At 73.5% G+C, this 272-nt stretch carries 1 protein-coding gene; it reads right to left on the bottom strand.

Translation table 11 applies throughout. From position 1 onward, the window contains the following. A partial coding sequence (locus SB786_RS36310; RefSeq protein WP_410731588.1) for an N-acetylmuramoyl-L-alanine amidase occupies window positions 1–272 on the bottom strand: 272 nt, incomplete at both ends.

The raw sequence follows: 272 nt of genomic DNA, 5'->3' as shown, positions 1-272 counted from the left end.
CTGCTCCTTCACCGAATCATGATGCACCGACAGGAAGAAGCCCGCCCCCGCCGCCTCGGCCTCATGCGCACGGGCGCGCAGGTCGGCCATCTCGCCCCGGTGGCCGATCAGGCGCACGGGTGTGCCCGCCGCCCCAAGCCGGGCCGCCAGCACCGCGGCCAGGGCGTGGTTGTATTCAAACTCGGTGATGCCGTGGGCGCTGATGGCCCCGGGCCTGTCCAGGTAGTGGCCAACGTCGACGGCCACCGGCACCCCGGCCGCGGCCGGCAGGC

It is taken from the genome of Burkholderia sp. SIMBA_062, assembly GCF_046534765.1.
GTDB lineage: Bacteria > Pseudomonadota > Gammaproteobacteria > Burkholderiales > Burkholderiaceae > Burkholderia > Burkholderia ambifaria.
Note: the sequence above shows the minus strand (reverse complement) of the source record. Positions and strands in the feature narration are given on the sequence as shown.